This window comes from Telluria sp. AZSoR62 (assembly GCF_058111565.1).
Genome location: NZ_JBYTST010000003.1, coordinates 104456 through 131049, shown reverse-complemented (window position 1 = coordinate 131049; position 26594 = coordinate 104456). Strand labels below are relative to the sequence as shown.

Annotated in this window: 28 protein-coding genes; 11 read left to right on the top strand and 17 right to left on the bottom strand. The window is 67.3% G+C overall.

Annotation, left to right across the window (positions count from 1 at the left end):
• The first annotated feature begins 62 nt into the window (after nucleotides 1-62).
• From AC3XQU_RS06485 to rnk, 3 genes are all read left to right on the top strand, one after another.
• On the top strand, nucleotides 63-974 hold the full coding sequence (locus AC3XQU_RS06485) for a PhzF family phenazine biosynthesis protein (protein ID WP_489873324.1): 912 nt from the start codon (nucleotides 63-65) through the stop codon (nucleotides 972-974).
• A gap of 107 nt (nucleotides 975-1081) precedes the next feature.
• Nucleotides 1082-1429: a TfoX/Sxy family protein gene (locus AC3XQU_RS06480; protein ID WP_489873323.1), complete on the top strand. Its 348-nt coding sequence runs from the start codon at nucleotides 1082-1084 to the stop codon at nucleotides 1427-1429.
• Nucleotides 1430-1778: 349 nt separating this feature from the next.
• A complete protein-coding gene (gene rnk / locus AC3XQU_RS06475; RefSeq protein WP_489873322.1) occupies nucleotides 1779-2186 on the top strand; it encodes a nucleoside diphosphate kinase regulator in 408 nt (135 codons plus the stop codon).
• Here the strand turns inward: rnk and AC3XQU_RS06470 are convergent.
• The 5 genes from AC3XQU_RS06470 to AC3XQU_RS06450 form a co-directional block, all read right to left on the bottom strand.
• Nucleotides 2131-2895, bottom strand: coding sequence for a phosphatase PAP2 family protein (locus AC3XQU_RS06470; protein WP_489873321.1), 765 nt, complete (start codon nucleotides 2893-2895; stop codon nucleotides 2131-2133). The two genes, rnk and AC3XQU_RS06470, sit on opposite strands and share 56 nt — an antisense overlap.
• A 4-nt stretch (nucleotides 2896-2899) precedes the next feature.
• The gene (locus AC3XQU_RS06465) at nucleotides 2900-4540 is read right to left on the bottom strand and encodes a phosphoethanolamine transferase (protein ID WP_489873320.1); all 1641 of its coding nucleotides are present in this window, start codon (nucleotides 4538-4540) and stop codon (nucleotides 2900-2902) included.
• A 77-nt stretch (nucleotides 4541-4617) separates the two neighbouring features.
• Entirely contained in the window at nucleotides 4618-5880 is a 1263-nt protein-coding gene (locus AC3XQU_RS06460) for a sensor histidine kinase (protein WP_489873319.1), read from the bottom strand.
• Nucleotides 5867-6568, bottom strand: coding sequence for a response regulator transcription factor (locus AC3XQU_RS06455; RefSeq protein ID WP_489873318.1), 702 nt, complete (start codon nucleotides 6566-6568; stop codon nucleotides 5867-5869). Before AC3XQU_RS06455 ends, AC3XQU_RS06460 begins: the two co-directional genes overlap by 14 nt.
• Before the next feature lie 29 nt (nucleotides 6569-6597).
• Nucleotides 6598-7014: a carbon starvation CstA 5TM domain-containing protein gene (locus tag AC3XQU_RS06450; RefSeq protein WP_489873317.1), complete on the bottom strand. Its 417-nt coding sequence runs from the start codon at nucleotides 7012-7014 to the stop codon at nucleotides 6598-6600.
• 209 nt (nucleotides 7015-7223) lie between these two features.
• Here AC3XQU_RS06450 and AC3XQU_RS06445 point away from each other — a divergent pair, with 209 nt between their 5' ends.
• Both AC3XQU_RS06445 and gluQRS read left to right on the top strand, forming a co-directional pair.
• Nucleotides 7224-7706, top strand: coding sequence for a nuclear transport factor 2 family protein (locus tag AC3XQU_RS06445; RefSeq protein WP_489873316.1), 483 nt, complete (start codon nucleotides 7224-7226; stop codon nucleotides 7704-7706).
• Between the two features lie 233 nt (nucleotides 7707-7939).
• Nucleotides 7940-8839 carry a tRNA glutamyl-Q(34) synthetase GluQRS gene (gluQRS, locus tag AC3XQU_RS06440; protein WP_489873315.1) on the top strand — a complete coding sequence of 300 codons (900 nt, stop codon included), beginning with the start codon at nucleotides 7940-7942 and terminating at the stop codon, nucleotides 8837-8839.
• Here gluQRS and AC3XQU_RS06435 read toward each other — a convergent pair.
• From AC3XQU_RS06435 to AC3XQU_RS06405, 7 genes are all read right to left on the bottom strand, one after another.
• Nucleotides 8826-9431, bottom strand: coding sequence for a CHRD domain-containing protein (locus tag AC3XQU_RS06435; protein ID WP_489873314.1), 606 nt, complete (start codon nucleotides 9429-9431; stop codon nucleotides 8826-8828). The two genes, gluQRS and AC3XQU_RS06435, sit on opposite strands and share 14 nt — an antisense overlap.
• Before the next feature lie 149 nt (nucleotides 9432-9580).
• Nucleotides 9581-10045, bottom strand: a complete 465-nt coding sequence (locus tag AC3XQU_RS06430) for a DUF421 domain-containing protein (RefSeq protein WP_489873313.1) — start codon at nucleotides 10043-10045, stop codon at nucleotides 9581-9583.
• An 83-nt stretch (nucleotides 10046-10128) separates the two neighbouring features.
• A complete protein-coding gene (locus AC3XQU_RS06425) occupies nucleotides 10129-10305 on the bottom strand; it encodes an oxidoreductase-like domain-containing protein (protein ID WP_489873312.1) in 177 nt (58 codons plus the stop codon).
• 3 nt (nucleotides 10306-10308) lie between these two features.
• Nucleotides 10309-10689: a BlaI/MecI/CopY family transcriptional regulator gene (locus AC3XQU_RS06420; RefSeq protein ID WP_489873311.1), complete on the bottom strand. Its 381-nt coding sequence runs from the start codon at nucleotides 10687-10689 to the stop codon at nucleotides 10309-10311.
• A 56-nt stretch (nucleotides 10690-10745) separates the two neighbouring features.
• The gene (locus tag AC3XQU_RS06415; protein ID WP_489873310.1) at nucleotides 10746-11180 is read right to left on the bottom strand and encodes a hypothetical protein; all 435 of its coding nucleotides are present in this window, start codon (nucleotides 11178-11180) and stop codon (nucleotides 10746-10748) included.
• An 85-nt stretch (nucleotides 11181-11265) separates the two neighbouring features.
• Nucleotides 11266-11928 carry a response regulator gene (locus AC3XQU_RS06410; RefSeq protein WP_489873309.1) on the bottom strand — a complete coding sequence of 221 codons (663 nt, stop codon included), beginning with the start codon at nucleotides 11926-11928 and terminating at the stop codon, nucleotides 11266-11268.
• Nucleotides 11925-13538 (bottom strand): ATP-binding protein, encoded by a 1614-nt coding sequence (locus tag AC3XQU_RS06405; protein WP_489873308.1) that lies wholly within the window; start codon nucleotides 13536-13538, stop codon nucleotides 11925-11927. The genes AC3XQU_RS06410 and AC3XQU_RS06405 overlap by 4 nt, the downstream gene beginning before the upstream one ends.
• 280 nt (nucleotides 13539-13818) lie before the next feature.
• Here AC3XQU_RS06405 and AC3XQU_RS06400 point away from each other — a divergent pair, with 280 nt between their 5' ends.
• Nucleotides 13819-14253, top strand: a complete 435-nt coding sequence (locus AC3XQU_RS06400; protein ID WP_489873307.1) for a KGG domain-containing protein — start codon at nucleotides 13819-13821, stop codon at nucleotides 14251-14253.
• A 305-nt stretch (nucleotides 14254-14558) separates the two neighbouring features.
• Here AC3XQU_RS06400 and AC3XQU_RS06395 read toward each other — a convergent pair whose 3' ends face one another.
• The 5 genes from AC3XQU_RS06395 to AC3XQU_RS06375 are packed head-to-tail and all read right to left on the bottom strand — an operon-like array spanning nucleotide 14559 to nucleotide 18978.
• Nucleotides 14559-15908, bottom strand: a complete 1350-nt coding sequence (locus AC3XQU_RS06395) for a sulfite reductase subunit alpha (protein WP_489873591.1) — start codon at nucleotides 15906-15908, stop codon at nucleotides 14559-14561.
• Complete coding sequence (locus AC3XQU_RS06390) at nucleotides 15908-16912, bottom strand: FAD:protein FMN transferase (RefSeq protein ID WP_489873306.1); 1005 nt, start codon at nucleotides 16910-16912, stop codon at nucleotides 15908-15910. Before AC3XQU_RS06390 ends, AC3XQU_RS06395 begins: the two co-directional genes overlap by 1 nt.
• A gap of 7 nt (nucleotides 16913-16919) precedes the next feature.
• A complete protein-coding gene (locus AC3XQU_RS06385; RefSeq protein ID WP_489873305.1) occupies nucleotides 16920-17735 on the bottom strand; it encodes a DUF4198 domain-containing protein in 816 nt (271 codons plus the stop codon).
• A 20-nt stretch (nucleotides 17736-17755) separates the two neighbouring features.
• Nucleotides 17756-18259, bottom strand: coding sequence for a DUF2271 domain-containing protein (locus tag AC3XQU_RS06380; RefSeq protein ID WP_489873304.1), 504 nt, complete (start codon nucleotides 18257-18259; stop codon nucleotides 17756-17758).
• A 47-nt stretch (nucleotides 18260-18306) separates the two neighbouring features.
• The gene (locus AC3XQU_RS06375) at nucleotides 18307-18978 is read right to left on the bottom strand and encodes a PepSY-associated TM helix domain-containing protein (protein ID WP_489873303.1); all 672 of its coding nucleotides are present in this window, start codon (nucleotides 18976-18978) and stop codon (nucleotides 18307-18309) included.
• A 280-nt stretch (nucleotides 18979-19258) separates the two neighbouring features.
• Here AC3XQU_RS06375 and AC3XQU_RS06370 point away from each other — a divergent pair, with 280 nt between their 5' ends.
• The 5 genes from AC3XQU_RS06370 to zapE all read left to right on the top strand — a co-directional run bounded on the left by AC3XQU_RS06370 (nucleotide 19259) and on the right by zapE (nucleotide 26586).
• On the top strand, nucleotides 19259-22114 hold the full coding sequence (locus AC3XQU_RS06370) for a 2-oxoglutarate dehydrogenase E1 component (protein WP_489873302.1): 2856 nt from the start codon (nucleotides 19259-19261) through the stop codon (nucleotides 22112-22114).
• 65 nt (nucleotides 22115-22179) lie between these two features.
• Nucleotides 22180-23439, top strand: a complete 1260-nt coding sequence (odhB, locus tag AC3XQU_RS06365) for a 2-oxoglutarate dehydrogenase complex dihydrolipoyllysine-residue succinyltransferase (protein WP_489873301.1) — start codon at nucleotides 22180-22182, stop codon at nucleotides 23437-23439.
• Nucleotides 23440-23498: 59 nt separating this feature from the next.
• Entirely contained in the window at nucleotides 23499-23840 is a 342-nt protein-coding gene (locus AC3XQU_RS06360) for a PspC domain-containing protein (RefSeq protein ID WP_489873300.1), read from the top strand.
• Nucleotides 23841-23894: 54 nt separating this feature from the next.
• Nucleotides 23895-25325, top strand: coding sequence for a dihydrolipoyl dehydrogenase (gene lpdA, locus AC3XQU_RS06355; RefSeq protein WP_489873299.1), 1431 nt, complete (start codon nucleotides 23895-23897; stop codon nucleotides 25323-25325).
• A gap of 163 nt (nucleotides 25326-25488) precedes the next feature.
• The gene (zapE, locus tag AC3XQU_RS06350; RefSeq protein ID WP_489873298.1) at nucleotides 25489-26586 is read left to right on the top strand and encodes a cell division protein ZapE; all 1098 of its coding nucleotides are present in this window, start codon (nucleotides 25489-25491) and stop codon (nucleotides 26584-26586) included.
• The last annotated feature ends 8 nt before the right edge of the window (nucleotides 26587-26594 follow it).

Genomic DNA, 26594 nt, shown 5'->3' with positions numbered 1-26594 from the left:
TTCGGCCCGTTTTTTTATTGGGCAATCGCTAGCGCGATGACCGGCCGAGTAGCGGTACATTCATGATCGACCTCCCACTTCCGGATCGGACCATCATGGCGCGCCTCCCGCTCAAGACCGTCGATGTCTTCACCACCGTGCCCTTCAAGGGCAACCCGGTTGCCGTGGTGCTCGATGCCCAAGGCCTTTCCACCGGCCAGATGCAGCAGATCGCCAGCTGGACCAATCTGTCGGAAACGACCTTTGTCCTGCCGGCCACGATAGAGGGCGCCGACTACCAGGTCCGCATCTTCACGCCAACCGCCGAGCTGCCGTTTGCCGGCCATCCCACGATCGGCACGGCGCATGCCTTGCTGGAAGCGGGCAGGGTCCAGGCACAAGACGGCGTGATGGTGCAGCAATGCGGGGCAGGCTTGATCCGCTTGAGCGTGGAGCAGCTTGACGCAGGCGCGCCCTGGATTTCTTTCGAGCTGCCGGCGCCGACATATACGCCACTGGATGCGCGCCAGGCCGCGCAACTGGAAGGCATCCTGCGCGCCGACCTGGAAGTGAACGTCACGCCCTACGTGGTCGACGTCGGGCCACGCTGGGTGGTGGCGCAGTTGACGAGTGCCCGCGCGGTGCTGGCATGCGAGCCGGACCTGCAGCGCATGAAGGCGCAGCACAGCAAGGACAGGCATACGGGCGTCATCGTCTTCGGCAAGCACGATGCGGGCAACGCCGCGGCCATCGAAGTGCGGGCCTTTGCGCCGGCCCATGGCGTTATTGAGGACCCGGTGTGCGGCAGCGGGACCGGCGCGGTAGGGGCCTACCTGCGGCATACGGGACAGCTGGGGGAGTTCGGACGCGACTTCCTGGCCAGCCAGGGCGAGATGGTCGGGCGCGCCGGCGTGCTGCGCCTGTCGATCTCGGACGAGGCGGTCAAGGTGGGTGGCCAGGCAATCACCTGCATCGACGGTAGCCTGTCCTTGTAGAATGAGTCGTGGCAACAGCCCCGGGCCGGCGCGAACGGAGCACCGTCCTGTAAGGCTCACTTAAATCCAACTCGCCCGAAAGGCGGCCAGTCAATCATGGAGAACACGTGTCGACCGATCTGAGCTTTGTTGAATATGTCGTGGAGACGGCCAGGCTGGGCAGCCGCCTGACCTACAAGAAGCTGTTCGGCGAATACGCCCTCTACCTGGACGAGAAGGTCATCGCGTTTGTGTGCGATAACAGCGTTTTCATCAAACCTTCGCAGGCGGTGGCAAACCTGGCGCCGGACCTGCCGCAGGGCCCTCCGTACCCCGGCGCGAAGGATTTCCCGATCGCCGACGAACTGCTCGACGATCCGGATGCCTTGCGCCGCCTGTTCCTCGATACCGCCGAGTTGATGCCGCTGCCGAAGCCGAAGAAGCCGCCCAAGGCCAAGGCGGGCAGCGCCGCATAGGAAGCGCAGCGCGTTGACGGATTTCCTGCAAGGGCTATACTGGCCCTGACAGGACCCGGCCTCCACCATGCACCCAACTCGCTTCACATCGCCGCGCACCGGCGCCTGCCAGCAGGGCAGGGGCTTTGCCGCGTCCGTCGAGCGTGACTGCGCCGCCGTCCTGCGAGCGGTGCAGCAATCGTCGCGCAACCTCGCCTGGCTCTCCCGGGCTCGGTGAGGACCGCGGGAACCGAACCCGCAAGCAGCATCCTCCCGAGCCACTCCATCGCAATCCGCTACGCCGGCTGCCCTTGACTGCAGCCGCAACCGTTTTCCGCCCGCGTCGCCGCGGGCACATCCTGGAGCCCCTATGAAACCTTCTATCCTCGTCTCGTGGCTGGACATGGACCGCCTCGACCGCCTGCTCGACGCGCTGCCTGCCGCGCAAGCGCGGGCGCGCGACGCGCTGCTCGACGAACTGGGCCGCGCGCGCCTCGCCGAACCGTGGGAGATGCCGCCCGACGTCGTGACCATGAATTCGCGCGTGCGCTTTTCCTTCGGACCGTCCGAGCAGCCGGTTACGATGACGCTGACCTATCCGAAGGACATGAACGGCGGCGCCGAACAGCTGTCGATCCTGACGCCGGTCGGTACCGCGCTGCTGGGCCTGAAGGTGGGCGACACCATGACCTGGGAGCGGCCGGACGGCGGCATGTTCGAGGTCACCGTGCACGCCATCGAGTACCAGCCGGAGCGCGAAGGCGTGTATCACCGCTAGGCCTGCGCGTGGCCCATTGGCTGGCCTGCAGCGCCATCGCCAGCGCGAGCACGATGGCGCAGGCGGTCCATACCGACCACAGGGTATGGGTCAGGAAGTGGGCGCCGCGCATCTGCTGCATCCATCCCACCGCCATGCCGAATGCGATGGCGGCGCCGGCGGCGCGGCTGGCCTTGTGCGGCTCGCCCGGCAGCCACAGGACGGCCAGCGCGATCAGCCACAGCGCGCTCGAGGCGTGGCCCGCGGGCAGGCAATGGCCGGGCATCGCGCCGGCCGGCAGCGCCTCGAACAGGCGCACATAGGGCTGGCTGCCGCCGTAGCGCGCCAGGTCCCAGGGGCAGTGCGCATTGCTGGCCTGCTTGAGCAGGCTGATCACCAGAGGCACCAGCACCGCCGAGCAGGCGATCACGTACAGGCGCAGCCGGGTCAGCGGCCCGAGCTGCATCGCGTGCGGCAAGGCCGCAACGCCCAGCGCAACGCCGATGAGCAGGGCTGCCAGCATCGTCAGGGCTGTCTTCAGGGTCTGGTGGCCGAAGACGGCGGTCAGCCAGGCGTTCCGCCACGGGAAGGCCCGGGTGGCGCCGTCGTACAGCGCGTCGGCCAGCAGCAGGTCGATATCGGTATGGCGTCCCAGCGCGAGCAGCAGCAAGGCTGCAAGGCAGAGCAGGGCGGCGATCCTGGCGCCGGCCTTCCATCCCAACAGCACCATGCCTTCAACCCTTGCGCACGCAGGCATGGAACAGGTCGAGCTTGGGATTGCGCACGGCGGTGTCGACGTCCAGCATGCCGAGCACCGAATGGAACACGTTATCGTGCGACAGCGCCTGGTCGCGGCGCGCCGCCAGGCAGGCGCGGTCGATGTGGAAGCGGTCGCTGAAGCCCTCCGACATCCACAGCATCATCGGCACGTGGGTCTGCTCCTTGGGCGCGAACAGCCAGGGTGCGCCGTGCAGGTACATATTGCCTTCGCCGAGCGACTCGCCGTGGTCCGAGAAGTAGAGCATGGCGGTATCGATGCCGCCGTCCTGCGCAGCCTCGCGCAGCAGGTCGATGGTCTTGGCCAGGAAGGTGTCGGTGTAGAGGATCGTGTTGTCGTAGGCCGCCATGATCGACTCGCGCGTGCAGGACTCGAATTCGCTCGTTTCGCACACCGGGCCGAAGCGCCCGAAGCCGGCTGGATAACGCCTCGCATAGGCCGGGCCATGGCTGCCCTTCTGGTGCAGGACGACGACCAGGTCGCGGCTGGCGTGGCGCACCAGCTCGGGCAGGCCGTCGAGCAGCCCTTCGTCATAGCATTCGTCGCCTGCGCAATGGGTGGCGCCCGCATGCGGCGCCGCCAGGTCGGCGAAGGCGACGCGGTCGCACACGCCCTTGCAGCCCGAGTTGTTGTCGCGCCAGAGCACTTCGAAACCGGCGTGCGAGAGTACGTCCAGCAGGCCTTCCTGGTGCTTCGCTTTCGCATCGTCGTAGCGCTCGCGGCCGAGCGCCGAAAACACGCAGGGCACCGAGACCGCGGTCGCCGTGCCGCACGCTTGCACGTTGGCGAAGTTGATCAGGTCCGCTTCGCGCGCCAGCCGCGGATTGGTGTCGCGCGCATAGCCATTGAGCGAGAAGTTGGCCGCGCGCGCGGTCTCGCCCACCACGATCACGGTGACGGTGCGGCGCGCCTGGCCGCTCCAGCGCTCCCCCTTGACGGCGTCGCGCCCGAGCGGAGCCAGCGGGATGGGCGTGCTGAAGCGGCCGCGCAGGTAGCCGTTCAGGGCCTGCACGGTATTGGTGGGCGTGAGCAGGTAGCGCAGCTCGCGGTGCTCGCGCACGACCGGGGCCAGGGTCTTGAACAGCAGGACCAGCAGCAGCGCGGCCAGCGCCAGCGAGCCGGCGGCGATGCCGGCACGCCGGGCCAGGCCAGGAAGGCCAGCCGGGTAGGCGATGCGGGCCCGCGCCACCAGCAGGGCCGGCAGCCCGCCCGTGAGGGCCACGAATACCAGCAATCGCCAGTTCAGCAATTCGACCGCCTCGTGCGGGTCGGTCTCGACAATGCTCTGGATGATCGCCTTGTCGATCACGATCCCGTATTCGTTGATGAACCAGGCCGTGGCCGAGGCGGTGAGCAGCACCAGCACCAGCGCCGGCTTGGCGACGAAACGGAAGCTCGCCAGCGTGAGCAGCCCGTGGAACAGCAGGACCACGATCGCGAAGCTGCCCAGCAGCAGGGGCAGGCGCGCGGCGGAAAATCCGCCGACGGCGTGGAGATAGGCCGACCAGAAATTGAGGTTGGCGACGGATGCCAGCAGCAGCGCTACGGCAAAGACAAGCAGGTTGGCGCTGATGCGCCGGGAGAGAATGGGGGACACGTCGATTCACTTCAGGATGCGCAGCCGGAATGGCTGGCTTACCGGCGAACGATAGCGACCTGTCCGTGAACGCTTCGTCAGCCGGGCGTTAAATCGGTGTGAACTGGCTGCTCGAAGGCGGCCGGGAAACGCATGGTGAAGCGGCTGCCGCCCCCTTCGCGCGCTTCGTAGGCAAAGCCCGCCCCCAGGAAATCGCAGATGCGGCGCGCCAGCGCCAGGCCCAGGCCGGTGCCGGCTGAGCCCAGCGAAGGGGGGCCGCCGCCCAGGCCGAGCGTTGCCACCACGGCCGGCGGCAGGCCGGGGCCGGTGTCCTCGACCACGACCTGGCCGGGCAGGAGCCTGACCAGGATCTCACCCTGGTCGGTGTACTGGCAGGCGTTGCGCACCAGGTTGCCGATGGCGGCGGCGCACAGTTCGCGCGGCGCGCGCACCGCCAGCGGCGGGCCGTCGACGAAGCGCAGGGCGACCGGCTTGTCCGCCACCAGCGGGCGGTATTTCTCGACTTCGTCTTCGGCGATGTCGTCCAGCGCCACCGGCGGCTGGATGCCGAGGTCCGGGGACCTGGCCAGCAGCAGCAGGACGGTGACGCATTCGGCCGCTTCGCGCGCGGCGCGGTAGATGCGCTCGGCCGGCAGCAGCACGGCGGGCGAGGGCGCCTGCTGCACCAGGATTTCGGCGGCGCCCATGATCACGGTGAGCGGGCTGCGCAGCTCGTGGCTGACGTCGCCGGTGAAGTAGCGCTCGCGGTCCAGGAAGGCGCGCAGCTCGGCGGTATGGGCTTCCAGGGCGCGCGCCAGCACGCCCAGCTCGTCGCGGCGCCCGGTGAGCGCCGGCGGCGCCGATTCCATGCCGACCGACTGGGCCAGCTCGCGGATCGGCGTGACCACGCGCGTGCCCAGGAAGCGTCCCAGCAGGGCGGCCAGCAGCAGGAAGCCGGCGAAGGCGACCGCGAACATCGAGTACACCACCACTTCGATCTTGTCGTAATCGCTTTCGTGGTCGACCAGCACCCAGCCGCCGCGCGCATCGTGCCCCGCCAGCACGTGCAGGCGGGTGTCGCCGACATCGACCTTGTGCACGCCGTCGGGCAGGACGCGCAGCGGCGCGGGAATCGCACCGTTGCGGTGGAAGCGCAGGCCGGCCGGCATGTCCACGTCCAGGCCCGCGGCCTGGCGCGGCGCGGCCCAGGCCACTGCCGCTTCGAGGCGCTTGTCCACCAGCTGCACTTCGATGCCTTCCACGGCCAGCGCCGCGATGACCGCAAAAAAGCCCGATGCGCCCAGGCCGAACAGCAGGAAGGCGACGACGATGCGCCGCTGCAGCGAGTCAGCGCTTTTCATCGCGCGCCGCTGCTGGCTGCACCAGCTTGTAGCCCACGCCCGCCACCGTCTGCAGCATCGGCGCGGCGAAGGGCTTGTCGATGGCCTGGCGCAGCGCGTGGATGTGCGTGCGCAGGGCGTCGCTGTCGGGGCGGTCGTCGCCCCACACGGCATGTTCGAGCGACTCGCGCGTGACGATGCGCGGGGCCGCGGCGAGCAGGGTGCGCAGCAGGACGTAGCCGGTCTTGGTGAGCTGCACGGGCACGCCTGCGCGCGACGCGTCCTGGGTATCGGGATCGTAACTGAGCTCGCCGAAGCGCATGGTAGCGTGCAGCGCATGGCCCGCCGACGAGCGTCGCACCAGCGCCTTCAGGCGCACTTCGAGTTCGACCAGCGAGAAGGGCTTGACCAGGTAGTCATCGGCGCCGCTGTCGAAGCCGGCCACCTTGTCGGGCAGGCTGTCGCGCGCGGTGAGCATCAGCACCGGCGTGGACTTGCCCAGCTCCGCGCGCAGCTTCTGGCACAGCTCCAGGCCGTTCAGGCCCGGCAGCATGATGTCGAGCACGATCACGTCGTAATCGTGCTCGGAGGCCAGCGCCAGCCCGCCATAGCCGTTGCGGGCCGAGTCGAGCTGGTGGCCCAGCGGCTCGAGGAAGCCGTAGAGGTTGGCCAGGATATCGGGGTGGTCTTCGACGATGAGGATGCGCATGGGCCTATTCTAGAGCAGCTGCACGGCTTTCAGCCATGGTGGTACCCGGCCAGGCACTGAGCTCGATGCCAGATCTCGAAAAAGCGGTCGCCGCTGAAGGCGGGAGCCTGTGCGGCGATGCGGCCGGCCAGCTCGGCATCCTGGCGATCCAGTACGGCCAGGGGATGGGCCCAGCGCGGGCGGCCCGCTTCGCGCCCGAGCAGGCAGCGCGGCAGGATTACCAGCACCAGGTGCGGCATCATGAGCGGGAACAGGACGCTCCACCACGGTCCCCACGCCAGTCCTACCAGCATCGCCAGCGCGAACGAGGCCGCGAGCGTGGCGGCGTAGACCTGGGGTCCGCGGCGCTCCAGCCAGTCGGGCGGATAGGTTCGGGCAAGCCGGCGCACGACGTCCTGCAGCGCGAGGAAATCCTGGACCGGCATGCGTTGCGACCTGGTGTGCATCGGTTTGTTCAAGGTGGGTGTGGAAGGGTGCGGTGACCGCGTTGACTCGAGCGTAACGCGGGCGCTGTTAAATTTGCGTTAAGACGCGGCAAGCCCGATGCGGAAATGCTGCCTTGGCAAGCCGCCCGAGTTGCATTATCGTTGCTTGCCACAATTCCAACCGGGGCGCATGCCATGCGGCCTCCACGCGACGACCACTGAAAGAGACCATGAAACGACTCCTTGCTGCCGCTGTCCTGTTCCTCGGCCTGTCCGGCCTTGTCCACGCCGAAACCGATCCGGTCCTCACCAAGCAGGTCAATGCCTTCGTCGACGAATGGCACGGCGATGCCGCCAGTGCGCGCCTGACTTTCTTCGACAAGATGGCGCCGGACGGCGTCTACATCGGCACCGACCGCACCGAACTGTGGCGCCGCGACGAGTTCAAGACCTGGGCCCGAAAGTATTTCGACCGCAAATCCGCATGGAATTTCAAGGCCACGCGCCGCAATGTCTATGCCTCGGCCGACAAGTCGGTGATCTGGTTTGACGAATTGCTCGACACGCCGAACATGGGCCCCTGCATGGCCAGCGGCGTGATCCGCAAGACGGCCAAGGGCTTCGAGATCGTGCATTACCAGCTGTCGATGGCGGTGCCGAACGAGGTGGCGGGGCAGGTCACCAAGCTCATTAGCGAGCATGCAAAAAAGTAAGCCCCGAACAAACCGGGGTCAGGTCTGACATTCAGACACGAGCTCAACCGAAGTAAACCGTAAATCGGGGTCTGGTCTGACATTCAGACACAAGCTCAACTGAAGCAAGGCTGGGCCCGTGTCCGAATGTCAGACCTGACCCCGACGTTGCGACCTGACCCCGACGTTGCGACGTCGCAGTGTCGCGACGTCGTGTGCTAAGGTATTTCCTCGACAATCACTCATTCAAGCACGTGAACCCACCCTACATCGGCCGGTTCGCGCCGTCGCCGACCGGTCCGCTGCATGCGGGCTCGCTGGTGGCGGCGCTGGCCAGCTATCTCGACGCCCGTGCCCACGAAGGTACCTGGCTGGTGCGCATCGAAGACATCGACGAAGGCCGCAGCGTGCCCGGCGCGGCCGAGGGCATCCTGGCCTTGCTCGAGACGCTCGGCATGCATGCCGATGGCGAGATCGTCTGGCAGAGCCGCCGCAAGGAGCTCTACCAGGCGGCCGCCGACCGCATCGCCGAACACACCTATCCCTGCGGCTGCAACCGGCGCGAGATCGCCGATTCGCGCCTGGGCCTTGCCCCGGATGGCGCGGCGATCTATCCCGGCACCTGCCGCTACGGACTGGCCGAGGGCCGCAACATGCGCAGCCTGCGCCTGCGGGTGCCGGACCCGGGCTACGACGTGGTCAGCTTCACCGACCGCTTTGCCGGCGAGATCACCCAGCGCCTGCACGGCGAATCGGGCGACTTCGTCCTGAAACGCGCCGACGGGTTCTGGGCCTACCAGCTGGCGGTGGTGGTGGACGATGCGCTGCAGGGCGTGACCGACGTGGTGCGCGGCGCCGACCTGCTCGACTCGACGCCGCGCCAGGTCTTCCTGCAGCGGGTGCTGGGCGTGCCGACGCCGCGCTACCTGCACGTACCGGTGGTGCGCAATGAGCTGGGGGAGAAGCTGTCGAAGCAGACGGGCGCGCTGGCGGTGGCGCCGGGCGACGAGGCGGCGGCCGTGGCCGCATTGATGCAGGCGGCGCGCTTCCTGGGCCTGCAGGTGGAACAGGCGGTATCGCTCGACGCCTTCTGGCGTGCGGCGATACCGGCCTGGCGCCAGTTGCTGGCGTCGCGCGGCGCTACGCTTGCCTGAACATGGCCGGACGGCGGCGCGACAGCAGCGCCAGTCCCGCCAGGCCCGCTCCCAGCATCCCCCAGGTGGCCGGTTCCGGAATCGCCGCCACCGCCGTATCGACCAGGAAGCCGCGGATCTCGCCTCCCGGATATTGCGAGGTGTGGATATTCAGGTAGACCTGGTTGCCGGTCAGCGCATCGAGCATCGCCGCGCTGGCGCCGGCCGCGGTGCCGCCGAAGTTCGCGAGGAAGGTGGGGCTGTAGATGGCCGGGTCGCTCAGGTCGAAGGTCCGGGTGTAGGTTCCGGAGGTCACCCCGAGCGGGAAGCCGAACAGCGGAATGGCGACGCCAGCGACACCGGTCAGCGATTCGGTGGTGCAGCAATGCAGGTGGGCGTCGACCGTGGGCGTGGTCAGGTCGCTGAAGGGAATGTCCGCGGTGAGGATGTTGCCGTCGATTTCAAACGTCGCGATGCTATAGCCGGGCGAAGGATTCGGCGTGGCCTCGCTCGGTCCGCTGGAGACGGCGCGGAAGACATCCTGGGCCTGGACTGCCGGCGCCACCGTCATGGCGGACACCGTCAGCGCGAGGGCCGAGATTACTTTTTTCATGGCATACCTCCTGGATAGGAAAGAAACCAAAACGGCGCGTCCGACCGGACCCGCCGCAGAAAAAAGTAGCACACGCAAAACCCGACAAGCTACACAGTACGGGGAGAATAGTGACCCAGTAAACGAGCACTTGGGGAAGTGCCCAAGCGCTATTGCGGGTTACGCATGATGGTGATCTCGCCGTCGGCCTCGAGGAAGGCGCATTTCATCTCGGACTTCGGGCAGTCGTGCTCGCGCAAGGCTTCTTCGAGGTCCGACTGCGACAGCCGGCAGCTGCGCACGATCTTGTCGAAGAATTCGCCGTCGCGCCCGATCAGCACGGCGCTGCCGTCGACGGCTTTTTCGAACGAAGCACTGCGCGAGCTGGCCAGGGCGATCAGCGAATTGATGGCGACCAGCGTGGCTGCGCCGATCAGGCCGCCGATGAGGGAATTGTCGCCGCCGCTGAGCGAATTCGAGACGGCCTCGGACAGCAGCATGACGATCAGGAGGTCGAAGGGCGTGAACTGGCCGACCGTGCGGCGGCCCGACAGGCGCACCATAATCAGCAGCAAGATGTACACGGCAAGGGCGCGTACAACGAATTCCCACCAGGGAAGATCCATGTCAAACATTTCCGCTCCAGGCCATGACCGATGGGCTCATTGTAATCAAAACGGCAAGGTTTCGATCTGTAGCGTGCGCGGCAATGCAGGGCTCATGAAGTGGGCGGGACCGGCGCCGCCTGCGCAGCTTCCCAGGCAGCCAGCTCGCGCTCGTAGCGTTCGAGCGCGGTGTCGTAGAGGTCGAACACGCAGGGCGTGCAGCCGCTGCGGCAGCAATCCTCCAGCTCCGGCTGTATCGGCGGCTGGGGCCGGGCGGCAGGCGGCGGCACGGCTCAGTCCTTGCGGTTGAGGATCTGCTGGATCTCTTCGCGTTCTTTCTTGCTCACATGCCCGCGCAACGCGGCCAGCACCAGCTCCTTGCCGGAGCCGGAAAAGGCCTTGTGGATCAGGTCCTTGATGAGGCCGGCCTGGTGCGTGTCCTGGGGCTGGGCCGGCGCGTACACGTGGGCGCGCGCGCTTTCGTCGCGGCTGAGCAGGCCCTTGGCATGCATCACCTGCAGCAGGCGCAGCACGTTGGAATAGGCCATGCCGGGGCGCGCCTCGACCGCCGCCTCGTGCACCTGGCGGGCGGTAGCCGGGCCGAGCTGCCACAGCAGGCGCAGCATTTCCAGTTCGGACGGGGTGGGCTTGGCGGGAAGATCTTCGGTGCGCATGGGTCTAGAATAAATGATCTAGACCGCCAAGTCGAGCCGTCCGCGCCGCTTCGGGTTCAGGCGTCGTGCCGGTACTCGCGCAGCCGGAACACGGGCTCGCCGTTTTCGCGTGCGCACACCCCGGTCATCGTGGCGCCATTGCGCAGTTCGTAGCGCAGGCGCGCACCTGTCGCCTTGCCGGCGCAGGCCGCATGGGCCGTGGCCGGCACGGCCGGGATGGGCGGCGGCGCAGGCGGTGCAGGCGGCACCGCCATCGAAGGCAGCGCCGGCGGGGCCGGAGGCGCCGGATGGGATGCGTACCCATGCGGCGGCGCAGGCGGCGCAGGCGCGGCCGGTGGCGCGGGCGGAGCAGGGGGCGCGGGCGGCGCCGGGCATGTTTCCTTCCCCCGTGCATCGCATTGGTAGTGGACGTGCACGCCGTCGTGCGCCAGGGCGGCGCTCGAACCCAGCAGGGCCAGTGCGGCGCCAAGCGCCAGCATCGTTGTTCTCATGGTGATCTCCTCTCGGCTGCGGCCGGCCAGGTCTGGCGGCCATGAATGCATCGTGCCTGCCAAATGTGGAGAAACCGTGGAGCGCCTAGCAATCGCAGCGGTAGCCCAGGCCGTAGATCGAGCGGATGGCGTCGAGTCCCGGCGCGGCGGCCTCGATCTTGCGGCGCAGGTTCTTGACGTGGCTGTCGATGGCGCGGTCGGTGGCGTCCAGGCTGTCGGCGCGCGCCGCGTCCAGCAGCTGGGCGCGCGAGAACACCTGGCCGGGGCGGCGCGCCAGCGCGGCGAGGATGGCGAACTCGCTCGGCGTCAGGTCGAGCAGCTGGCCATGCACTTCGATGCGCCGCGCGGCCTCGTCGATCGCCAGCACCCGGACCGGCGCGGACGCCCCGCTGCGGCGCAGGATGGCCTTGATGCGGGCCATCAGCTCGCGCGGGCTGAACGGCTTGCACAGGTAGTCGTCGGCGCCGGCTTCCAGGCCCAGCAGGCGGTCGATCTCTTCCACGCGCGCCGTCACCATGATGACCGGCAGGGCGCTGGAGGCGCGCAGCTCGCGGCACAGCGACAGGCCGTCGAGCCCGGGCAGCATCAGGTCGAGCACGACCAGGGCAGGCGGCGCTGCGCGGATGGCCGCCAGCGCCTCCAGGCCGTTGCCGAAGACGGATGGATCGTAGCCGGCGGCGCGCGCATAGTCGGCGACCACGGCGGCCAGTTCCGGCTCGTCCTCCACGATCATCAAGCGCGTGCTCATGCCTGCTCCCTTGCCAGCGGCAGCGAGACCGTCGCGCGCAGGCCGCCCAGCGGCGAGTGGGAAAACGCGAGCGCGCCGCCCTGGGCTTCCAGGAGGCGCCGGCATAGCGCCAGCCCCAGCCCGGCGCCGCCGTGTGCGCGGCTACGCGAAGCGTCGACGCGATAGAAGCGCTCGCCCAGGCGGGCCAACGCATCGTCCGGCACGCCGGGTGCGCTGTCGTCGATCACCAGGCGCATGTGCGCGCCGTCGGCATGCGCGTGCAGCGCGATGCGTCCGCCGGCGGCGGTGTAGCGCAGGCTGTTCTCGAACAGGTTGTCGAGCACCTGGCGCAGGCGGTCGGCATCGGCCAGCACCAGGGCCGGCGGCGGCGTGTTGCCAGTCTCCAGCACCAGCCCGGCGGCGTGCAGGCGTGCGGCGAAGGCCTGCGCCTGCGTGGCGGCCAGCTGCCACAGGTCGAGCGGGGCCGGCTTGCAGTCGAGGGCCCCGACGTCGGCGCGGGCCAGCGCGTACAGCTCGTCGATCAGTTTGTTCAGGGAGAGCACCTGGCGCAGCATGGCGCCGACCGTCTCCGGCGTGGCGCTGCGCACGCCGTCCTGCAAGGCCTCGAGCTGGGCGCGCAGCACGGCCAGCGGGGTGCGCAGCTCGTGCGAGGTGTCGGCCACCCACTGGCGGCGCGCGCGCTCCGCGTTGTCCAGTTGCTGCGCCAGCGCATTGAAGTGGCGCGCCAGGTCGCCCAGTTCGTCGCTGCGCGTGTCCGCGAGGCGCACGTCGTAGCGCCCGCCGGCCAGCGCGCTCGCGCCTTCGGCCAGGCGCCCGATCGGCTGGCGGAAGTGGCGCGCCAATAGGCTAGCGGCCAGGGCGCTCAGGACGACTGCCGCCGCCACGATCAGCCACAGGCTGCTGCGCAGCTGTTCCAGGAAAGCGAGCGCCATCGCGTCGCTGGGACGGGGGCTGCGCGCCACGCCCAGGTAGCCGGCCGTGCTGCCGTCGACCTCGATCGCACGCCGCGCCAGCGGCAGGCTGCCGGGCTGGCGGCCGGCGAGGTAGCCGCCATTCGCATCGAGCAGGGTGACGCGCTGGTGCAGGTCGTAGGTGACGCCGTCCGCGCCCGGCGCCGCGGGCGCGGCCGCGCGCGCCGTGTCGATGCGCGGCGGCGGCAGCGGCATGGCCGGCGGCGCGGGCGGGGCCGGCGGCGCCGGCGGTGCGGGTGGCGCCGCAGGAGCCGGCGCCACGGACGCCGGCGCGCCATCGGGCGAAGGCGGCGAAGGCGGAGACGCGGGCGAGGGCGGCGATGCAGGGGAAGGCGGCGAGGGCGGCCCAGGAACTGCGCGGGCGCGGCGCTGTCTTTCTTCTTGCAGGCGCGCCAGTTCGGCGGCGATCCAGCCGCGGCGCTCGTCGGCGGGCGGCAGGAAGTCCCAGTTCCCCTGCAGGCGGTAGCGCGCGGCGAGTGCGCCGGACAATTCGTCGAGACGGTCCAGTTCGATGCCGACGGCGTAATCGTCGAAGCCGGCCAGCACGTTCTGGCGCAACAGAAAAACGGCGCTGGCCGCTACCGCGAGGATGGCCAGCAGGACGGAAAGGAAGAGGCGGTGGCCGATGGAAAGTTTCACGAGGTCGCGTCAGCGTCGGACTACAGTGCTTGGGATAATTTGTTCTCGATTATTTGGAACAGGCTTCAGCGTATTCTAAGGCAAGGCGCGCTAGCAAAATTTTTTGGAATAAATTGCCTCTAGTTTGACAGACAGGAAGCCGGGTCGAGCAAGGCATTCTCCTACAAGCTTACTGCCGTCCTTGGGTGGTCGCATGCGGTTGAGGCGACTACGATGTTCCTGACTCAGCCACTTCTTGGCGGGCTACTGAACCACCGAACATCATGCTTAGGAGGCACATATGGCAGCGAACAATCAAGGCGGCAACAAAGGCGGCAACCAGGGTAACAAGGGCGGCAACCAGGGCGGCAACAACCAGAGCTACACCAGCAACCGCGGCTTCGCATCGATGGATCCACAGCGCCAGCGCGAGATCGCCAGCGAAGGCGGCCGTGCTGCCCACGCATCCGGCAATGCCCACGAATTCACTTCGGAAGAAGCACGCCGTGCCGGCTCGATGAGCCACAAGAACGACGGCAACAACCAGAGCGGCAGCGGCGGCAGCCAGCAGAGCGGCCGCGGCGGTAATAACCAGAGCGGCAGCGGCGGTGGCCAGCAGGGCGGCCGCAACGAGAACCAGGGCGGCGGCAACCAGGCCAGCCGCGGCGTACAGGGCGGCACGCCCGAGCAGCACGCCCGCGCCGGCTCGCAGAGCCACAAGAACGACAAGCGCTGATCGCGTCGATTGACACCGGCTGCAGGCCGAGCGTTTCACGTACGCAGGACGCGTAGTGGGACCTTAGCCGGGGCGGTTGGTGAGGGGCCAGTGGTGTGCACGCAGGTGCGGCCGCTGGCTTTTTTTATAGGCGGGCCAGTAGCCGCACATGGCGAATAGCTGGGGACTCGTAGGGTGGGCGGATTCTGCCCACGCGTTCAAGCAGGGTTGCGTTGACGCCCGGTCGACGCAGAACCGTCATATCGACAGATCATCGGATGGTGGAACGCTTGGGCAGGAAACCTGCCCACCCTACGGGCCTGCGGCTAATACACGTCGCGCCGATAACGGCCTTTGCCGCTAAGCGCATCGAGCGCCTCCGCCCCCAGCACGTCGACCAGCGCATCGTGCACGCCACCGGCCATGCCCTGCAGGCTGCCGCACACATAGATCGCGGCGCCGCGGCCTATCCAGGCGCGCACCTCATCCGCCTGCTCACGCACCAGGTGCTGCACATACCTCGCCGTCGCCTGGTCGCGCGAGAACGCCAGATCCAGGCGCGCCAGGCCGCGCGATGCGAGCCAGGCCTGCAGCTCTTCGCGGCACAGGAAGTCGTGCGCGGCATTGCGTTCGCCGAATAGCAGCCAGTTGTCGCCCTGGCCGCCGTCGATGCGCGCCTTGATCAAGGCGCGCAGGCCGGCCAGGCCGCTGCCGTTGCCGATCGCGATGAGTGGCCTTGCCGCATTGCCGTTCAGGCGGAAGCGCTGGTGGGCGCGGATGCGCAGGCGGATCACGTCGCCCGTCGTGGCGCCTTCGCACAGCCATCCGGACGCGGCCCCCAGGCTGCCGTCGTCGCGCCGCTGCAGGCGTACCAGCAGCGCCAGGTGCCCTTCCGAGGGCAGCGAGGCAATCGAATATTCGCGCGGATGGTCCGGGTCGCGCGGCACGCTCACTTGCGCCAGGTCGCCGGCTTCCCACGCGGGCAGGGCGCCGTCGACGGCAACCAGCGCGATCCGGTAGAGCGGGGCGCCGGCGCTGCCCGGATTGAGCAGGGTGCGGCTGGCGATGCGCCAGTCGCCGTAGGCCGGTGCTTCCCAATCGGGCGCGTCGCTGGTGCCGGCCAGGCGCCCGACCTGGTGCTGCCACTCCGCAAGCGCCGCGGCATCGCCGCGGTCGACGTCGATGCGCCCGAACAGGGGCGTGGCGCCATGCGCGGCGAGCCAGCCGTCCAGCGCGCGGCCGAAGCCGCAGAAGTTGGCGTAGGTGCTGTCGCCCAGGGCCAGCACCGCGTAATGCAGGTGCGCCAGCTGCGGGGCGCCGGCCATGGTGATGCTGGAAAAGCGCGCGCCGCTGTCGGGGGCGTCGCCCTCGCCATAGGTACTGGCGATGAACAGGATGCGGGAAGCGCCGGTCAATGCCGCGGCATCGAGCTCGGACATGCACACGGCGCGCGCCAACAGCCCCCCGGTGGCCAGGGTGGCGGCGGTGCGCTCGGCCAGGTATTCCGCGCTGCCGGTCTGGCTGGCGTACACCACCAGCCAGTCGGCGCTGCCGGCGCCAAGGATGCGGCGGCGGCTGATGCTGGCGTCGCGGGCGCGCCAGATCGCCAGGCACATGCCGAGGTAAGCGGCGAACAGGGCGAGCGCGCTGCCCCAGCGTACCGGATCGATCGTCATCATTGCCGCAGTTCGCGCCAGGCGGCGGAGGTCGCTTCGGCCAGGCCGCCGGCGCGTCGGGTGAGGTAACGCGCCGCGATGCCGCGGGCGTCGGCAAAGGCGATGCCGGCTCCCTCGCCCATCACGCCCAGGGCGGTGGAGAGCACGTCGGCCGCCATGCAGGTGTTGGCCACCACCGTGCAGGACGCGACCGCGTTGTCGATCGGCCGGCCGGTGCGCGGGTCAAGCGTGTGCGAGGCGCGCCGCGGGCCGACTTGGTAATAGCTGCGGTAGTCGCCCGAAGTGGCGATCGCCAGGCCGTGCAGCGCGACGATCGGCTGCATGTCGTCGCCAGCATCGGGCACGCCTTCGATCTCAACCCACCATGGGTCGCCCCCCGGCTTGACGCCGGCCCCGCGCAGTTCGCCGCCGACTTCGACCAGGTAGTGCTGGACGCCGTGGCGCTCCAGGCACAGCCCGAGCCGGTCCACCGCATAGCCCTTGGCGCTGGACGACAGGTCGAGGATGGCGCCGCCCGGCTGCAGCAGGCGCCGGCCTGCGCGGTCGAGCTGCGGCGTGTTTTCCGCGCGCGCTGCCAGTACCGCTGCAACGGCGTCGGGCGAAGGCGCATGAAAGCCGGCCTGGTCGTAGCGGCCCTTGGCGCCGAAGCCCCACAGCCCCACTAAGGCGCCGGCCGCCGGGTCGTAGGCGCCGCCGCTATCCTCGTGCACCTGCAGCGCGAAATCGATCACCTCGAAGAACTGCGGCGGCAGCGCATGCCAGCTGCCCCTTGGGGCACGGTTGTATTGCGAGAGCAGCGAACCGTCATCCCAATGACTCATCTGGGCGACGATCTCTTCCAGCTCCCGGCGCAGCGCGGCGTCCAGGTCGGCCCGCACACCGCTTGGGACGATCATCTGGGCCGACCAGTTCGTGCCCATCGTCCGCCCGGCCGCCTTGTGCAGCTGGCTGCCCAGGGGCGGCAGCACGAGTTCGATATCGAGCGGAACCAGGACGTCGCGCATGCGCTGTTTACTCCGGCAGCACTTCGAGCGTGGCCGAATAGGCGTAGCGGCGCGAACCCGGCTCGCCCGGTCCCTTGGCCTGCTCGACCGGGAACTTGGCGCTGAGCCAGTAGCGGTTCGGTTCCGGCAGCTTGAAGCTGGCTTCGCCCTTGGCGTCGGTGACCACGCGGATCTCGCCGATGGTGCCGCGGAACTTGACTCCGGCCGGCACCAGCGAGAACGGGAAATTCGGCAGCGGCTTGCCGTCCAGCTGGAAGCGGAATTTGGCCGTCTCGCCGGCACGCAGGTCGTTCGGGTTGGTGACCGGGACCAGTTCCAGGCCGTCGCCGCTTGGCTTGAGGGCGCCATTGGACAGCTTGTTGGCCGAGACGAAGGTTTCCAGGCGGGCGTGGGTGACGGATTTCTGGACGTCCGTGGCGCCGGCCGGAATCTCCTTGGCTACGCTTGCTTCGGTACCGCGGAAGCGCTTGACTTCGCCGTTCAGCTTGTAGCTGCCCATGACGTTCTGGTTGACCATGGCGATGCGGTAGGTGCCGTCCTTCGGCAGGCGCAGGTCAGCGGTGGAGCGGACCTTGCCCAGCACGGCGCCGGTGAGCGGGCTGGTGGCGCCGTCCGGGTCGGTGACGGTGACGTTTTCCATGCGCAGCGGGACGTGGTCGAACTCGAACAGGCCTTCCGAGATGGCGCCGTCGAGCGTGACCCAGGCTTCTTCCTTTTCCACGAAGGTGGTCGACGGCAGGATCCAGCCGCGGTGGGCGCTGGCGGCAAACGAGACGCTGGCCAGTGCCAGGGCGAGGACGGTCTTCTTGACGAGGTGGTGCATCGTGGTCTCCGGTTGATCTGTTATTGGATGGCGATCGCAACCGCGCCGAGTTCTTCCTTGCCCGCGGCGTTCGCCGCCAGCTTGCCCTTGGCCGGGAGCGTGAAGGGCACGCGCACGACTTCACGTCCGCCCGCTTCGCGCGCCGCTTCCACCACCAGCTTGTATTCGCCGGCCGGCAGCTTGCTCGTTGCCCCGGCGAAGTTCATGGTGTGGCTGCCCGCGGCGCGGGTAGCGCCGCTGATGCCGTCGGCCGGCAGCGTCACATCGCGCCCGGCTTTGCGCCACCAGGTGCGCAGGTCCTTGACCCACTTCTCGCCGGCATTGTCCTTCTTCTTGACGTCGTAGAGCACCGCCAGGTTCGAGGCGACGCCGCCGTCGGCCTTCTCGACCCAGATCGCCACGTAGGGCTTGTGGTACTCGGCCACGTTCAGCTGGGGCAGTTCGAACTTCACGGACAGGTCGGCAGCGACGGCCCAGCCGGATGCGAGCGGCAAGGTCAATGCGAGCGAGTGGGACAAATTCATTAGTTCGCCTTATATATAGTGGGGTAACTAGAAGCCAAGCACATAAATCAATGCACGAACAGCAGGGCCAGCAGGGCCGGCAACACGATCCCGAAGCCGATCACCGGCCAGGTCGAGGGCCGGTTGGCGGCATGGTATTTCATGATCAGGAAGCCGGTAATGCAGAACACCACGCAGGCGATCGCGAAGATGTCGATGAACCAGCTCCATACGGTGCCGGTATTGCGGCCCTTGTGCATGTCGTTGAGCCATGAGATCGCCCCGCGCGAAGTGGCCTCGTATTCGGCCGCGCCGTCCACGGCGATGCGCACCCAGGCGTCGCCTCCCGGGCGGGGCAGGGCGATATAGGCGTCTTCCTCGCTCCATTCGGCGCGCTTGCCGCGCACGTCCACCGGAAACGCGCCATTGGCCCAGTCGGCCAGCTCGCTCGGCAGCGGCACCTCGGCGTCCACATGGACGGCGGCGTAGGCTTCGAGCTGCGCGCGGAGCAGCTCGGGCAGCTCGGCCTTCATACGCGTCACGACCGGCTTGGACTCGATCTGGGCCGCGTGGTTCAGGGTAAATCCGGTAAAGCTGAACAGCAGCATGGCCATCAGGCAGATGGCCGAGCTGATCCAATGCCATTGATGCAACTGCTTGAGGAAGACGGCGCGGCGCGCGCCCGGCAGGGCAGAGGCGGGCGCGGCAGATGCGGGCGATGAAGTTCCGGTTGAGCTCATCTTTAAATGATAACGATTATCATTTACGCGGTCAACACCCGATGTATTCTTTACACATGGAAACAAATTATTCGCAGCGGCTGATCTGCCTTGCAGGTGAGCTTGCGTTACAATAACGTGTGCTAATTGGCTGTAGTGGTCCGATGGCCCGTCGCTTATAGAAATACGTCCTTCCCCACAACTTGAGTAGTAGTGCGATCCGCTAACCGGTCAGGCCGTGTCGCGGAAGGTTACCTGAACCCGCCCCAAACTCGCGAAGCGCGAAGAAAGGTGAGCAAGAATGATGCAGCAACAGAATGCGAACTCGTACCTGTTCGGCGGTAATGCGCCGTATGTGGAAGAGTTATACGAAGCGTACCTGAACAATCCAGGCTCGGTGCCGGAGAACTGGCGCGCCTATTTCGACCAGATGCAGAACGTGCCGGCCGTCGATGGCTCGAACCGTTCCGACGTGGTCCACTCGTCCGTGGTCGCCTCGTTCGCCGAGCGCGCCAAGCAGGGCCCGATCCGCACCGTGGTCGCCTCGACCGACGCTGAACTCGGCCGCAAGCGCGTCGCCGTCACCCAGCTGATCGCCGCCTACCGCTACCTCGGCTCGCGCTGGGCCAACCTGGACCCGCTGCAGCGCCAGGAACGTCCGCCCCTGCCGGAGCTCGATCCCGCCTTCTACGGCTTCACCGAAGCGGACCTCGACACCGTCTTCAACATCAGCAATACCTACTTCGGCAAGGAAACCGCGCCCCTGCGCGACATCCTGAACTGGCTGCGCGACACGTACACCCGTTCGATCGGCGCCGAGTTCATGTACATCAGCGACCCGACCGAGAAGCGCTGGCTGCAGGAACGCCTGGAGTCGAGCCGCTCGACCCCGAGCTTCAACGCCGAGAAAAAGAAGCACATCCTCGAGCGCCTGACCGCGGCCGAAGGCCTGGAACGCTACCTCCACACCAAGTACGTGGGCGCCAAGCGCTTCTCGCTGGAGGGCGGCGAATCCTTCATCGCCTCGATCGACGAAGTGATCCAGCGCGCCGGTGAAAAGGGCGTGCAGGAGATCGTCATCGGCATGGCCCACCGCGGCCGCCTGAACGTGCTGGTCAACACCCTGGGCAAGTCCCCGGCCGACCTGTTCGAGGAATTCGAAGGCAAGCACGCCGACGACCTGCCGTCGGGCGACGTCAAGTACCACCAGGGCTTCTCGAGCGATATCTCGACCCCGGGCGGCCCGGTCCACCTGTCGCTGGCCTTCAACCCGTCGCACCTGGAAATCGTCAACCCGGTGGTCGAGGGTTCGGTCAAGGCGCGCATGGAACGCCGCGGCGACCGCAAGGGCAAGGAAGTGCTGCCGATCCTGGTGCACGGCGACGCGGCCTTCGCCGGCCAGGGCGTGGTCATGGAAACCCTGAACCTGGCCCAGACCCGCGGCTACGGCACCGGCGGCACCGTTCACATCGTCATCAACAACCAGATCGGCTTCACCACCTCGGACCCGCGCGACGCGCGCTCCACGCTCTACTGCTCGGACGTCGTCAAGATGATCGAAGCGCCGGTGCTGCACGTGAACGCCGACGACCCGGAAGCGGTCGTGATGGCCTCGCAGATCGCGATGGACTACCGCACCGAATTCGGCAAGGACGTCGTGGTCGACATCGTCTGCTACCGCAAGCTGGGCCACAACGAGCAGGACACGCCGGCGCTGACCCAGCCGCTGATGTACAAGAAGATCGCCAAGCACCCGGGCACCCGCAAGCTGTACGCGGAGAAGCTGTCGGCGCAAGGCACCATTGCCGCCGACGGTGGCGACCAGCTGGTCGCGGCCTACCGCAACGCGATGGACGCGGGCAAGCACACGGTCGATCCGGTGCTGACCAACTTCAAGAACAAGTACGCCGTCGACTGGGCGCCGTTCCTGAACAAGAAGTGGACCGACGCGGCCGACACCGCCGTGCCGATGACGGAACTCAAGCGCCTGGCCGAGCGCATCACCAAGGTGCCGGAAGACTTCAAGCCGCACTCGCTGGTCGACAAGGTGCTGAACGACCGCGCCAACATGGGCAAGGGCGAGATGAACCTCGACTGGGGCATGGGCGAGCACCTGGCGTTCGCATCGCTCCTGTCCTCGGGCTATGCGATCCGCCTGTCGGGCCAGGACGCCGGCCGCGGTACGTTCGTGCACCGCCACGCCGTGCTGCACGACCAGAACCGCGAGCGCTGGGATCAGGGCATCTACCTGCCGCTGGCCAACGTCTCGGACAACCAGGCCAACTTCACCGTGATCGACTCGGTGCTGTCGGAAGAAGCAGTGCTGGCCTTCGAATACGGCTTCTCGACCGCCGAGCCGAATACGCTCACCATCTGGGAAGCCCAGTTCGGCGACTTCGTCAACGGCGCCCAGGTCGTGATCGACCAGTTCATCGCCTCGGGCGAAGTGAAGTGGGGCCGCGCCTCGGGCCTGGTCATGATGCTCCCGCACGGCTACGAAGGCCAGGGTCCGGAGCACTCGTCGGCCCGTATCGAGCGCTTCCTGCAGCTGTGCGCCGACAACAACATGCAAGTGGTGCAGCCGACCACCGCCGCCCAGATCTTCCACCTGCTGCGCCGCCAGATGGTGCGCCAGTTCCGCAAGCCTTTGGTCATCTTCACGCCGAAGTCGCTGCTGCGTAACAAGGACGCCGGCTCGCCGCTGACCGACCTGGCCAAGGGCGGTTTCCAGACCGTGATCGGCGAAGTGGACGAGAAGATCGACGCGAGCAAGGTCAAGCGCGTGCTGGTCTGCTCGGGCAAGGTCTACTACGACCTGGTCAACACCCGCAAGACCCGCGGCACGCTCGATACCGCCATCGTGCGCATGGAGCAGATGTATCCGTTCCCGCACAAGTCGTTCGCCGCCGAGCTGAAGAAATTCAGCAATGCGACCGAAGTGGTGTGGGTGCAGGACGAGCCGCAGAACCAGGGTCCGTGGTTCCAGATCCAGCACAACATCTTCGAAAGCCTGGAAGATGGCCAGCGCCTGGCGTATGCCGGCCGCCCGGCATCGGCGTCTCCGGCGGTCGGCTATGCCGACAAGCACGTGGCGCAGCAGAAGGAATTGCTGGAAACCGCGTTCTCGAAGCTCAAAGGTTTCATCCTGACCAAGTAAGAACACACCACGGCCCCGCTCACCCGCGGGGCTTTTGTACAGAATAATTAAACGGAGTAATACAAATGGCACAAATCGAAGTCAAGGTCCCCGTCCTGTCGGAATCGGTTGCAGAAGCAACCCTGCTGTCTTGGCACAAGAAAGTCGGCGAGCCGGTCGCGCGCGACGAAAACATGATCGACATCGAAACCGACAAGGTGGTCCTTGAACTGCCGGCGCCAGGCGCGGGCGTGATCGTGCAACTGCTCAAGGCCGACGGCGCCACCGTCGTCGCCGGCGAAGTCATCGCCATCATCGACACCGAAGCGTCGGCCCAGACCAGCCCGCTGGAAGTGAAGGCCATCCCGTCGGCTGCGCCGAACGCACCGATCGAAGCTGCTCCAGCCGCGCCTGCCGCCACCGGCGGCTCGATGTCCGGCGTGGCGATGCCTGCCGCCGCCAAGATCCTGGCCGACAACAACATGACTGCCGCCGGCATGGACGGCTCGGGCCGCGACGGCCGCGTGACCAAGGGCGACGCCCTGGCCGCAGTCGCGGGCAAGCCAGCCGCCGCCGCCGCACCTGCACCAGCGGCCGCGAAACCGGCGCTGCAGCAGGTCGCCGCGCCAAGCGCCAACCTGGGCGACCGTCCGGAAGAGCGCGTGCCGATGAGCCGCCTGCGCGCCCGTATCGCCGAGCGCCTGCTGCAGTCGCAGTCGACCAACGCCATCCTGACCACCTTCAACGAAGTGAACATGGCGCCAGTGATGGACCTGCGCGCCAAGTACAAGGACAAGTTCGAGAAAGAACACGGCGTCAAGCTGGGCTTCATGTCCTTCTTCGTCAAGGCCGCCGTCGCCGCACTGAAGAAGTACCCGATCATCAACGCGTCGGTCGACGGTAACGACATCGTCTACCACGGCTATTTCGACATCGGTATCGCTGTCGGTTCGCCGCGCGGCCTGGTGGTGCCGATCCTGCGCAACGCCGACCAGATGTCGATCGCCGAGATCGAAAAGAAGATCGGCGAATTCGGCCAGAAAGCCAAGGAAGGCAAGCTGACCCTGGAAGACCTGACCGGCGGTACCTTCTCGATCTCGAACGGCGGCACCTTCGGTTCGATGCTGTCGACCCCGATCATCAACCCGCCGCAGTCGGCCATCCTGGGCGTGCACGCGACCAAGGACCGCGCAGTGGTCGAGAACGGCCAGATCGTCATCCGCCCGATGAACTACCTGGCGATGTCGTACGACCACCGCATCATCGACGGCCGCGAAGCCGTGCTGGGCCTGGTCGCCATGAAGGACGCGCTGGAAGATCCGGCCCGCCTGCTGCTCGACCTGTAATCCACAATCCGCGGGGCGCGCAGGCTGGCGCCGTGCAGCACGTTTGGAAGGAGTAAGGCATGAACCTGTCGGACGAAATCAAGCGGCTGCACGAGCTGCACCAGGCCGGCGCGCTGAGCGACGCCGAATTCGAACAGGCCAAGGCGCGGGTGCTGTCGGCATCCGCCTCGGCAGGCTCGGGCGTGAACCTGAACAAGGGCGACGGCACCCTCACCGGGGAGCTGGGCACCCTGCGCCGTTCGCGCAGCGACCGCTGGCTCGGGGGCGTGTGCGGCGGGCTGGGGCAGGTCTCGGGAGTCGATTCCTGGGTCTGGCGCCTGGTATTTGCGCTGTTCACCCTCACCTTCGGGTTCGGGCTCGCGATTTACCTGCTGTTGTGGATTTTCGTTCCCGAAGAATAAAACGGTGCGCTGCCCCGGCCATGCCGCGGCGCGACCAACCAAGGAATTAACAACATGAGTGACAAACAATTTGACGTCGTCGTGATCGGCGGCGGTCCTGGCGGCTATATCGCCGCCATCCGTGCAGCGCAGCTGGGCTTCAAGGTCGCCTGCGTCGACGAGTGGAGCAACGCGGCCGGCAAGCCGGCGCCTGGCGGCACCTGCACCAACGTCGGCTGCATCCCGTCGAAAGCGCTGCTGCAGTCGTCGGAGCACTTCGAGCACGCCGGCCACGCCTTTGCCGACCATGGCATCAAGGTGTCGGGCCTGGAGCTCGACCTGGGCACCATGCTCAAGCGCAAGGACACCATCGTCAAGCAGAACAACGACGGCATCCTGTTCCTGTTCAAGAAGAACAAGGTCAGCTTCTTCCATGGCCGCGGCGCGTTCGCGGGCAAGGCGGACGGCGGCTACACCATCAACGTGACCGGCCCGACGACCGATACCTTGACGGCCAAGAACGTGGTCATCGCGACCGGTTCGAACGCACGCCAGCTGCCGGGCGCCGAGTTCGACGAGAAGCTGATCCTGTCGAACGCCGGTGCGCTCGCCATCGAAGCGGTGCCGTCGAAGCTGGGCGTGATCGGCGCCGGCGTCATCGGCCTGGAAATGGGTTCGGTGTGGCGCCGCGTCGGCGCCGACGTCACGGTGCTGGAAGGCCTGCCGACCTTCCTGGGCGCGGTCGACGAGCAGATCGCCAAGGAAGCGCACAAGCTGTTCCTCAAGCAGGGCCTGAAGATCAACCTGGGCTGCAAGATCGGCGCCATCACCAAGGGCGCCAACGACGTCACCGTCGAATACGCGGACAGCACCGGCGCGGCGCAGAAGGCTACTTTCGATCGCCTGATCATCTCGATCGGCCGCGTGCCGAACACCATCGGCCTGAACGGCGAAGCGGTCGGCCTGCAGCTGGACGATCGTGGTTTCGTGGTGGTCGACGACGAATGCCGCACCAGCCTGCCGGGCGTGTGGGCGGTGGGCGACGTCGTGCGCGGCCCGATGCTGGCGCACAAGGCCGAGGAAGAAGGCGTTGCGGTTGCCGAGCGCATCGCCGGCCAGCACGGCCACGTCAACTTCAACACGATTCCATGGGTGATCTACACCTCGCCGGAAATCGCGTGGGTCGGCAAGACCGAGCAGCAGCTCAAGGCCGAAGGCGTGGCCTACAAGGCCGGCACCTTCCCGTTCATGGCCAACGGCCGTGCGCGCGCGCTGGGCGACACCTCGGGCATGGTGAAATTCCTGGCCGATGCCACGACCGACGAAATCCTGGGCGTGCACATCGTCGGCCCGGTCGCCTCCGAGCTGATCTCGGAAGCCGTGGTCGCGATGGAGTTCAAGGCCTCGTCGGAAGACATCGCCCGCATCTGCCACGCGCACCCGTCGCTGTCGGAAGCCGTGAAGGAAGCGGCGCTGGCGGTGGACAAGCGTTCGCTGAACTTCTAAGTAATACCGACATTTGCCACCGTTCGCGATGGCATGTCACGTAGGGTGGGCAAGTTCCTTGCCCACGCGTTCACATCACGTATCCGGCCCGCTCCATGGCTTGCATGCGTGCGCTGGACGCGTGGGCAGAGCTGCCCACCCTGCGTTTCAACGATTGCACCCGATGAACGTCCAAGAGTATTACCAGCACGCGCTGACCGAGCGCGGCTTCACGTCCGACCCGGCCCAGCAGGCCGCGGTGGACCGCCTGCAGCAGGCGTACGACGACTGGGTCGACTACAAGGCCCAGCGGTCGTCCGCTTTCAAACGCCTCATCAACCGCCCGGACGTGCCGAAGGGCGTCTACATGTGGGGCGGGGTAGGGCGCGGCAAGTCCTTCCTGATGGACTCTTTTTATTCGGTGGTGCCGGTGGTGCGCAAGACGCGCCTGCACTTCCACGAATTCATGCGCGCCGTGCACGGCCAGCTCGATGAGCTCAAGGGAGTGGCCGATCCGCTCGACGAAGTCGCCAAGCGCATCGCCAGGAAATACCGCCTGATCTGCTTCGACGAATTCCACGTCTCCGACATCGCCGACGCGATGATCCTGTACAACCTGCTGTCCGCCCTGTTCGCCAACGGCGTGAGCTTCGTGATGACCTCTAACTACGAGCCGTCCACGCTCTACCCGGACGGCCTGCACCGCGACCGCATGCTGCCGACCATCGCCCTGATCGAGGACAAGCTCGACGTGCTGAACGTCGATGCCGGCAACGACTACCGCAAGCGCGCGCTCGAGCAGGTCCAGGCCTACTACACGCCGCTCAACGCCGCGTCCGATCACGCGCTGCGCGAGGCCTACGCCAAGGTGGCCGACACCGCCGACGAGAGCCCGATCGTGCACATCGAGAACCGCGAGATCCGCGCGCTGCGCCGCGCCGGCGGCGTGATCTGGTTCGATTTCGCGACCCTGTGCGGCGGCCCGCGCTCGCAGAACGACTACCTCGAGCTGGCGACGCGCTTCCACACGGTGGTCTTGTCGAGCATCCCGTCGATGTCGGCCGGGCAGTCCTCGGAAGCGCGCCGCTTCACCTGGCTGATCGACGTGTTCTACGACCACAAGGTCAAGCTGATCATGTCGGCCGCGGTCGCGCCGGAGGAACTCTATACCCAGGGTATGCTGGCGAACGAATTCCACCGCACCGTCTCGCGTATCGTTGAAATGCAGTCGCGCGACTACATGCTCGCCGAGCGGCGCGGCGCGGCGGACGCCATCGCCTGATCGAATGA

What these genes read in the sequence shown, in the direction of transcription:
- AC3XQU_RS06485 (WP_489873324.1), top strand. Translation starts at nt 63, where the DNA reads ATGATCGACCTCCCACTTCCGGATCGGACCATCATGGCGCGCCTCCCG.
- AC3XQU_RS06470 (WP_489873321.1), bottom strand. Translation starts at nt 2,895, where the DNA reads ATGGTGCTGTTGGGATGGAAGGCCGGCGCCAGGATCGCCGCCCTGCTC.
- AC3XQU_RS06420 (WP_489873311.1), bottom strand. Translation starts at nt 10,689, where the DNA reads ATGCGCACCGAAGATCTTCCCGCCAAGCCCACCCCGTCCGAACTGGAA.
- AC3XQU_RS06400 (WP_489873307.1), top strand. Translation starts at nt 13,819, where the DNA reads ATGGCAGCGAACAATCAAGGCGGCAACAAAGGCGGCAACCAGGGTAAC.
- AC3XQU_RS06360 (WP_489873300.1), top strand. Translation starts at nt 23,499, where the DNA reads ATGAACCTGTCGGACGAAATCAAGCGGCTGCACGAGCTGCACCAGGCC.
- AC3XQU_RS06435 (WP_489873314.1), bottom strand. Translation starts at nt 9,431, where the DNA reads ATGAAAAAAGTAATCTCGGCCCTCGCGCTGACGGTGTCCGCCATGACG.
- lpdA (WP_489873299.1), top strand. Translation starts at nt 23,895, where the DNA reads ATGAGTGACAAACAATTTGACGTCGTCGTGATCGGCGGCGGTCCTGGC.
- AC3XQU_RS06375 (WP_489873303.1), bottom strand. Translation starts at nt 18,978, where the DNA reads ATGAGCTCAACCGGAACTTCATCGCCCGCATCTGCCGCGCCCGCCTCT.
- AC3XQU_RS06380 (WP_489873304.1), bottom strand. Translation starts at nt 18,259, where the DNA reads ATGAATTTGTCCCACTCGCTCGCATTGACCTTGCCGCTCGCATCCGGC.
- AC3XQU_RS06445 (WP_489873316.1), top strand. Translation starts at nt 7,224, where the DNA reads ATGAAACGACTCCTTGCTGCCGCTGTCCTGTTCCTCGGCCTGTCCGGC.
- AC3XQU_RS06410 (WP_489873309.1), bottom strand. Translation starts at nt 11,928, where the DNA reads ATGAGCACGCGCTTGATGATCGTGGAGGACGAGCCGGAACTGGCCGCC.
- AC3XQU_RS06450 (WP_489873317.1), bottom strand. Translation starts at nt 7,014, where the DNA reads ATGCACACCAGGTCGCAACGCATGCCGGTCCAGGATTTCCTCGCGCTG.
- AC3XQU_RS06395 (WP_489873591.1), bottom strand. Translation starts at nt 15,908, where the DNA reads ATGACGATCGATCCGGTACGCTGGGGCAGCGCGCTCGCCCTGTTCGCC.
- AC3XQU_RS06430 (WP_489873313.1), bottom strand. Translation starts at nt 10,045, where the DNA reads ATGTTTGACATGGATCTTCCCTGGTGGGAATTCGTTGTACGCGCCCTT.
- AC3XQU_RS06415 (WP_489873310.1), bottom strand. Translation starts at nt 11,180, where the DNA reads ATGAGAACAACGATGCTGGCGCTTGGCGCCGCACTGGCCCTGCTGGGT.
- AC3XQU_RS06385 (WP_489873305.1), bottom strand. Translation starts at nt 17,735, where the DNA reads ATGCACCACCTCGTCAAGAAGACCGTCCTCGCCCTGGCACTGGCCAGC.
- AC3XQU_RS06455 (WP_489873318.1), bottom strand. Translation starts at nt 6,568, where the DNA reads ATGCGCATCCTCATCGTCGAAGACCACCCCGATATCCTGGCCAACCTC.
- AC3XQU_RS06370 (WP_489873302.1), top strand. Translation starts at nt 19,259, where the DNA reads ATGATGCAGCAACAGAATGCGAACTCGTACCTGTTCGGCGGTAATGCG.
- zapE (WP_489873298.1), top strand. Translation starts at nt 25,489, where the DNA reads ATGAACGTCCAAGAGTATTACCAGCACGCGCTGACCGAGCGCGGCTTC.
- rnk (WP_489873322.1), top strand. Translation starts at nt 1,779, where the DNA reads ATGAAACCTTCTATCCTCGTCTCGTGGCTGGACATGGACCGCCTCGAC.
- AC3XQU_RS06460 (WP_489873319.1), bottom strand. Translation starts at nt 5,880, where the DNA reads ATGAAAAGCGCTGACTCGCTGCAGCGGCGCATCGTCGTCGCCTTCCTG.
- odhB (WP_489873301.1), top strand. Translation starts at nt 22,180, where the DNA reads ATGGCACAAATCGAAGTCAAGGTCCCCGTCCTGTCGGAATCGGTTGCA.
- AC3XQU_RS06390 (WP_489873306.1), bottom strand. Translation starts at nt 16,912, where the DNA reads ATGCGCGACGTCCTGGTTCCGCTCGATATCGAACTCGTGCTGCCGCCC.